We start from the raw sequence: 5874 nt of genomic DNA on the forward strand, positions 1-5874 counted from the left end.
TCTGTTTCGCAGGCCCTTCGCCGTGACGAGCGGTCGTTTTCGAAAGCCGATCGAATCCGGCGTCCCCTCCCCCTTGTGGGGGAGGGACAGGGAGAGGGGTGGGGCTCAGCACACCAGACCCGGCGGTGACAGACAACCTGGATTGACGGGCAGGCCGCTGCCATCATTCCACCCCCATCAGCGCCAGCATCTCGTCCGCGCGCATCACGTTGCAGTAGATCATGTTGATGATCTCCAGCTCGCGCGCCTGCAGCGCATCGGTTGCCGCGGCGCAGCAGTCCTCCAGCACCACCACGTCGAAGCTTTCGTCCGCAAGGCTGCGCACGGTCGAGGAGACGCACTGGTCGGTGAAGATGCCGACGCAGACGACGGTGCGGATGCCGAGGTTGGCGAGGATCAGCCGGAGATTGGTCCCGGTCAGCGCGCTGTCGGTGGTCTTGATCACCACGATCTCGTCGCCGGCGGGCGCCAGCGTCTCGACGATCTGCGACGGCGCGTCGTCTTTCGGCAGCAGCAGGTTGTTGAAGCCCGGCTTCTTCTGGCTCAGTGAACGGTCGCGGCCGTCAGTGGTGTGGCAGGCGATGCGGGCGAACAGGCACTCGATGCCGCGCGCCCGGAAGGCGGCGAGCACCCGGGCGATGTTCGGGATCACCGTGCCGTGCATCCGCTCGTGGAACGGCGTCCAGACGTCGTAATGGGCGCGCTCGGCCTCGGTCGGGAGGCTCTCGCGATCGGGCCGCTGCAGATAGACGTTCTGGACGTCGATCACGAGCAGCGCCGTCGTCGCCGGATCGAGATCCGGATCGTCCGGCTCGGGGGCAAGTTCGTAGTAGACGGAGCGGTTGCGGGTCTTCCAGCCGGTCATGGGGTCGGGCTCTCGCTGCGATGCTTGCCGAGAAAGGCGAGAAGCGCGGCGTCGTAGGCCGCCGGCTCCTCGTAGAAGGGCATGTGGCTGGAGTTGGGAAACACCACGAGGTCGGCCTGGGGCAGGCTCTCCTTCATCCGGCGGGCGCAGGCCGGCGTGATCTCGTCGTGGCGGCCGACGGTGATCAGGGCCGGCCCGGTGAAGGCGCACAGCTCCTGCGTCCGCTTCCAGTCCTTCAGGTTGCCGATGTAGAGGAACTCGTTCGGTCCCTGCATCGCCATGTAGGGCGCCATGTTCCAGTTCCCGAGCGAGGCCATCACCGGCGCCGGCCATTCGGCCAGCCGGCAGACGTGACGGTAGTTCAGCAGCGTGATCGCCGCCTGGTATTCGGGATGGTCGAAGCTGCCGTCCGCCTCGTGGGCGAGCATCATCGCCACGGTTTCCGAGCCGAGGGCGGACCGCAGCCGGTGCATCTCCTCCATCAGGTGCGGCAGGTCGGCGGCGGTGTCCTCGAGGATCAGGGTCTTGATGTTGTCCGGATGCGTGACCGCATATTCGATCGCCAGCCAGCCACCCCAGCTGTGGCCGAGCAGATGGACCTTGCCGAGATCGAGCGCGCGGCGCACGGTTTCGGTTTCCGCCACATAGCGGCCGATCTCCCACAGCGCCGGATCCTCCGGTCGGTCCGAGGCACCGCAGCCGAGCTGGTCGAAGGCGATCACCCGGTAGCCATGGTCGGCCAGGAAGATGTGCGCGTCGCGAAGATAGTCGCAGGGCAGGCCGGGGCCACCGTTGAGCAGGAACACGGTGTCCTCACCCGTCCCGTAGACATAGGCGACGACGCGATGGCCGGACACATCGATCTCGACGGTCTGGTCGGCCGGGCGCTGGATCCACATCGGTCTTCACTCCCAGAATTAGCGGCGCCCGGCGACGCTGACCTCGACCTCGGCGCGGGCCAGCGCCCGTGCCAGCGCGCCGCCGGGCATCCGGTCGGTGACGAGGCGCTGCACGTCCGGCACCCGCGCCCAGATCGCCAGCGCGGTCATGTCGAACTTCTTGTGGTCGGCAACCACGATCGTCTCCGCCGCCCGGTTCATCATCGCCTTGTACACCCAGGCCGCCGGCGCCTCGGCATCGGCCAGCCCCTCGGCGGTGATGCCGGAGACGCCGAGGATCGCGCGGTTGACGTGGTAGCTCTGCAGGAACTCGATGGCCTCGGCCCCGACCATCATGCCCTCGCGGCCGTTGTAGCGCCCCGGGCACATGATGATCTCGATCGTCGGGTTGGCGGCCAGCACGGTGGCGACCGAGAAGGAATGGGTGATCACCGTGATGTCGCGGCACTCGGCGGCCATGCGCCGGGCGACATGGGTGGTCGTTGCGCCCGCGCCGATGGCAATCACCTCCTTCGGTCGGATGAAGGTCACGGCGACGGCCGCGATCGCCTCGCGCTCGGACACCATCTGCCGGTGCCGCTCGGTCACGGACGGTTCGGCGGCAAAGGGCCGGACCGCGCCGCCATAGGTGCGGTTGAGCAGGCCCTGCTCCTGCAGTTCGAACAGGTCGCGCCGGATCGTTTCGGTGGAGACGGCGAGATCGGCGGCCAGATCGCCGACCCGCAGCGTGGCATTGGCCATCATCTCCGACAGGATGCGGTCCTGCCGCGCCTTCTTGGTCAGGCGCGCCTTGCGCGGTTCGGTCTCGTCGAACGTGATCATGGGGTGATCCCCGCGGCGGACGAGGTCAGGCTTTGGTGAAGGTCGAGAGGCCGAAGCCCCCCCTCCCTGTCCCTCCCCCACAAGGGGGTAGGGAACGATGAAGGCGCGGCGACATGTTCATCCAACGCATCGCCGAAACGGCAGGTGCGGAACGGGGAGACGCAAGATCTTGCGTCCCCTCCCCCCTTGTGGGGGTGAGACCGCAGGTCGAACACCAAGGGGCCCGTGACCCGAGGCCGGCAGGACAGGGAGGGGGGTGAGCGGAACAGAGAGCGCAGCGAACGACGCTCCATCACCCCGCCCTCAGCCGCCGCGACACGACCCCGGCAAGCCCCGCCACCAGCAGCAGGGTCGCCGCGGCGAGCGTTGCCATGGTGCCGAGCGCGGGCACCATCGGCGTGTAGCCGGCGACCATCTTGGCGTAGAGCCACTCGGGAATCGTCGAGTCCGCGCCCGTCGTGTAGAGCGACAGCGGGAAGTTGCTCCACGACAGAAGGAAGGCGAACAGCATGCCGGACCAGACGCCCGGCCACAGCAGCGGCAGGGTGATCTCGCGGAACACCTGCCAGCGGGTGGCGCCGAGATCGTAGGCGGCCTCCTCCACCGTCGGGTCGAAGCCGTAGACCTGGATGGCGATGACGAGGGTCACCACCGGGACGATCCAGACCAGATGGGCGAAGACCGCCGTGACCCAGTTGGTCTGGATGCCGGCCGCGTTGAAGGCGAGCAGCAGCGCGAGCCCCAGCACCGGCTGCGGAAAGAAGATCGGCAGCACGATCAGCTTCTGGAAGAGCCTGCGGCCCTTCCAGTTGTACCGGGCAAAGGCGAGCGCGCCGAAGAAGGCGATCGCGACCGAGACGACCGTGACGCAGACGGCGACGGCCAGCGAGGTCTTGACGATCATGCCGATCTCGATCGAGGCGACGGTCTTGCCCCACCATTCGCCGGAAAAGGCGCGGATCGGAAAGCCGAAATAGCGCCCCTTCGAGAGCCCGGCGAGCGCGCCGCAGGCGATCGGGATGTAGATCAGCAGGACGACGAAGGCGGTCCAGCCGGCGATCAGCGCGTCGATGCGACGTTTGGCAAGATCCATCGTCAGCGCCTCCCGAGGATGCGGTCGAGATCGAGCCGTGCCAGCGCCGCCAGGGTGAGCGCGGCGATGAACACCGTCACGATCACCGCCAGCGCCGAGCCGAGCGGCCAGTTCTGCGAATAGGTGAAGGCGATCTCGATGTCGTGGGAAATCACGATCACCGACTGGCCGCCGAGGATCTTCGCCTCGGCCGTGGCGCCGATCGCCAGCACGAACGTGAGCAGCATGCCGATCAGGATGCCGGGCATGGCGAGCGGCAGCTCCACCTCGCGCCAGATCATCAACCGGCTCGCGCCCAGGTCGCGGGCGGCGTCGACCAGATCGCGCGGCACCATGCAAGGCCGAGGGTCATCGGAAACAGCATGAACGGCAGGTAGGTGTAGACCATGCCGAACAGCGTGGTCACCGGCGTGTAGAGGATTTCCGGCCCGCCCTCGAAGCCGAGCCACTTCAGCCCGCCGTCGAGAACGCCGATCTTGATGAAGAACAGGACCCAGCCGTAGAGCCGGACATTCTCCGACACGAACAGCGGAAAGACGAACAGCACCGACACCAGTTGCGACCAGCGGCCGAACACCGCGTTGAGGCCGTAGGCGATCGGATAGGCGACCACGGCGAGGATCGCCACCGTGAGCATGGCAAAGCCGAGCGACCAGCCGAAGGACAGCCACACGGTGTTGGTGGGATCGAACAGGCCCGCGAAATTCTCCAGCGTGAAGCTGGAGAACACGTCGAAGCTGCGCGGGGTGGCGAAGGCATAGCCGAAGATCGCCACCATCGGCGCCAGAAAGCCGAGGCCAAGCAGCACGGCGACCGGCACGGCGCAGCGGGCGCGACCGAGAGCAGCCGGTCGCGGCGCAGCGTGACGTCGGCGGCGGGCAGGGCGGAGACGGCCGGCAGGGTGGGGGCGGCGTCGCTCATCGCTCAGCCTCCGAGCGTGAAGGCGTCGGCGGCATCCCAGCCGACCGTCACCTCGCGGCCGGCCTCGGCGCCGAGCGCCCGGCCGCGCGACAGTTCGACGAGCATGGTCCGCTCGCCGACGCGCACCTGATACTGGATCCGCGAGCCGAGCGAATATTCGTTGACGACGGTGCCGGCAAAGCGGTTGTCGGCCATCTCGCCGGGGGCGACGAAGCGCATGTATTCGGGGCGGACGACCACGAAGGCCTCCTCGCCGAGCGTGCCGCTGCGCGGCGGGGCCACGGAAAGCGCGCCGGCGAGATCCACGCCCTGCCAGCCGCCGCCCTCCCGGCGCACCCGGATCGTGTTCACCTCGCCGACGAATTCGGAGACGAAACGGTCGACCGGCGCATTGTAGATCTCCTCCGGGGTGCCGACCTGCACGAGGCGGCCGGCGCGCATCACGCCGATGCGGTCGGACATCACCATCGCCTCCTCGAGGCTGTGGGTGATGTAGATGAAGGTCTTGCCGGTGGCCCGGTGCAGATCCTTCAGCTCCTTTTCCAGCGTCTTCTTCAGCTTGTAGTCGATGGCCGACAGCGGCTCGTCGAAGAACAGGACCTCCGGGTCATAGGCCAGCGCCCGGGCCAGCGCGACGCGCTGGCGCTCGCCGCCGGAGCATTTCATCACGTTCTTGTCGAGGTAGCTTTCGGGCAGGCGCACCACGGCCATCAGTTCCAGCGCCCGGGCGCGCCGCGCAGCGGCGTCGATGCCCTTCACCTTCAGCGGAAAGCCGATGTTGTCGCCGACGCTCTTGTGGGGAAACAGCGCCAGCGACTGGAACACGAGGCAGGTCGGCCGCCGGTTCGGCGGGATGTCGTTGATCCGCTTGCCGCGCAGGGTGATGTTGCCCTCGGTCGGCTGGTCCATGCCGGCCAGCATGCGCAGCAGCGTGGTCTTGCCGGAGCCCGACGGGCCGACGATGGTGAGGAACTCGCCATCGCGCACGTCGAGGTCGATGCGCTCGACGGCGGCAAAATCGGCAAACGTCTTGCGCACGCCGACGAGTTGCAGGATCGGCGGCTTGTCCGTCGTCATTGTCGTCACAGATGCCATTGTCTCACCCAGATACCGGTCCGTGACCGTGGCCAGCGCTGCAGGCCCCCTCATCCGACAAGGTCGTACCGCGTGGCAAGGCCCCTCATCCGGCGCTTCGCGCCACCTTCTCCCCGACGGGGAGAAGGGCAATCCGGAGCCGTCGCCTTGCTCGGAGAACGATGGATCGGCGTACGGAT

At 67.7% G+C, this 5874-nt stretch carries 7 protein-coding genes; all 7 read right to left on the reverse strand.

What is annotated here, in order from left to right:
• Positions 1-163: 163 nt before the first annotated feature.
• Positions 164-865, reverse strand: a complete 702-nt coding sequence (locus A6302_RS18935) for a cysteine hydrolase family protein (protein ID WP_069308337.1) — start codon at positions 863-865, stop codon at positions 164-166.
• Positions 862-1764: a proline iminopeptidase-family hydrolase gene (locus tag A6302_RS18940; RefSeq protein ID WP_069308338.1), complete on the reverse strand. Its 903-nt coding sequence runs from the start codon at positions 1762-1764 to the stop codon at positions 862-864. Before A6302_RS18940 ends, A6302_RS18935 begins: the two co-directional genes overlap by 4 nt.
• Positions 1765-1782: 18 nt before the next feature.
• Positions 1783-2586: a DeoR/GlpR family DNA-binding transcription regulator gene (locus A6302_RS18945; RefSeq protein WP_069308339.1), complete on the reverse strand. Its 804-nt coding sequence runs from the start codon at positions 2584-2586 to the stop codon at positions 1783-1785.
• 292 nt (positions 2587-2878) lie between these two features.
• Positions 2879-3679 carry an ABC transporter permease gene (locus tag A6302_RS18950; protein WP_069308340.1) on the reverse strand — a complete coding sequence of 267 codons (801 nt, stop codon included), beginning with the start codon at positions 3677-3679 and terminating at the stop codon, positions 2879-2881.
• Positions 3680-3681: 2 nt separating this feature from the next.
• Positions 3682-3960, reverse strand: coding sequence for an ABC transporter permease subunit (locus A6302_RS24880; protein WP_245294150.1), 279 nt, complete (start codon positions 3958-3960; stop codon positions 3682-3684).
• Positions 3960-4499, reverse strand: a complete 540-nt coding sequence (locus A6302_RS24885) for an ABC transporter permease (RefSeq protein ID WP_245294151.1) — start codon at positions 4497-4499, stop codon at positions 3960-3962. Before A6302_RS24885 ends, A6302_RS24880 begins: the two co-directional genes overlap by 1 nt.
• A 104-nt stretch (positions 4500-4603) precedes the next feature.
• Positions 4604-5677: an ABC transporter ATP-binding protein gene (locus A6302_RS18960; RefSeq protein WP_245294152.1), complete on the reverse strand. Its 1074-nt coding sequence runs from the start codon at positions 5675-5677 to the stop codon at positions 4604-4606.
• Between the last annotated feature and the right edge of the window lie 197 nt (positions 5678-5874).

The sequence above is a fragment of the Methylobrevis pamukkalensis genome (genome assembly GCF_001720135.1).
GTDB lineage: Bacteria > Pseudomonadota > Alphaproteobacteria > Rhizobiales > Pleomorphomonadaceae > Methylobrevis > Methylobrevis pamukkalensis.

What these genes read in the sequence shown, in the direction of transcription:
- A6302_RS18945 (WP_069308339.1), bottom strand. Translation starts at nt 2,586, where the DNA reads ATGATCACGTTCGACGAGACCGAACCGCGCAAGGCGCGCCTGACCAAG.
- A6302_RS18935 (WP_069308337.1), bottom strand. Translation starts at nt 865, where the DNA reads ATGACCGGCTGGAAGACCCGCAACCGCTCCGTCTACTACGAACTTGCC.
- A6302_RS18940 (WP_069308338.1), bottom strand. Translation starts at nt 1,764, where the DNA reads ATGTGGATCCAGCGCCCGGCCGACCAGACCGTCGAGATCGATGTGTCC.
- A6302_RS18950 (WP_069308340.1), bottom strand. Translation starts at nt 3,679, where the DNA reads ATGGATCTTGCCAAACGTCGCATCGACGCGCTGATCGCCGGCTGGACC.
- A6302_RS18960 (WP_245294152.1), bottom strand. Translation starts at nt 5,677, where the DNA reads ATGACGACGGACAAGCCGCCGATCCTGCAACTCGTCGGCGTGCGCAAG.
- A6302_RS24880 (WP_245294150.1), bottom strand. Translation starts at nt 3,960, where the DNA reads ATGATCTGGCGCGAGGTGGAGCTGCCGCTCGCCATGCCCGGCATCCTG.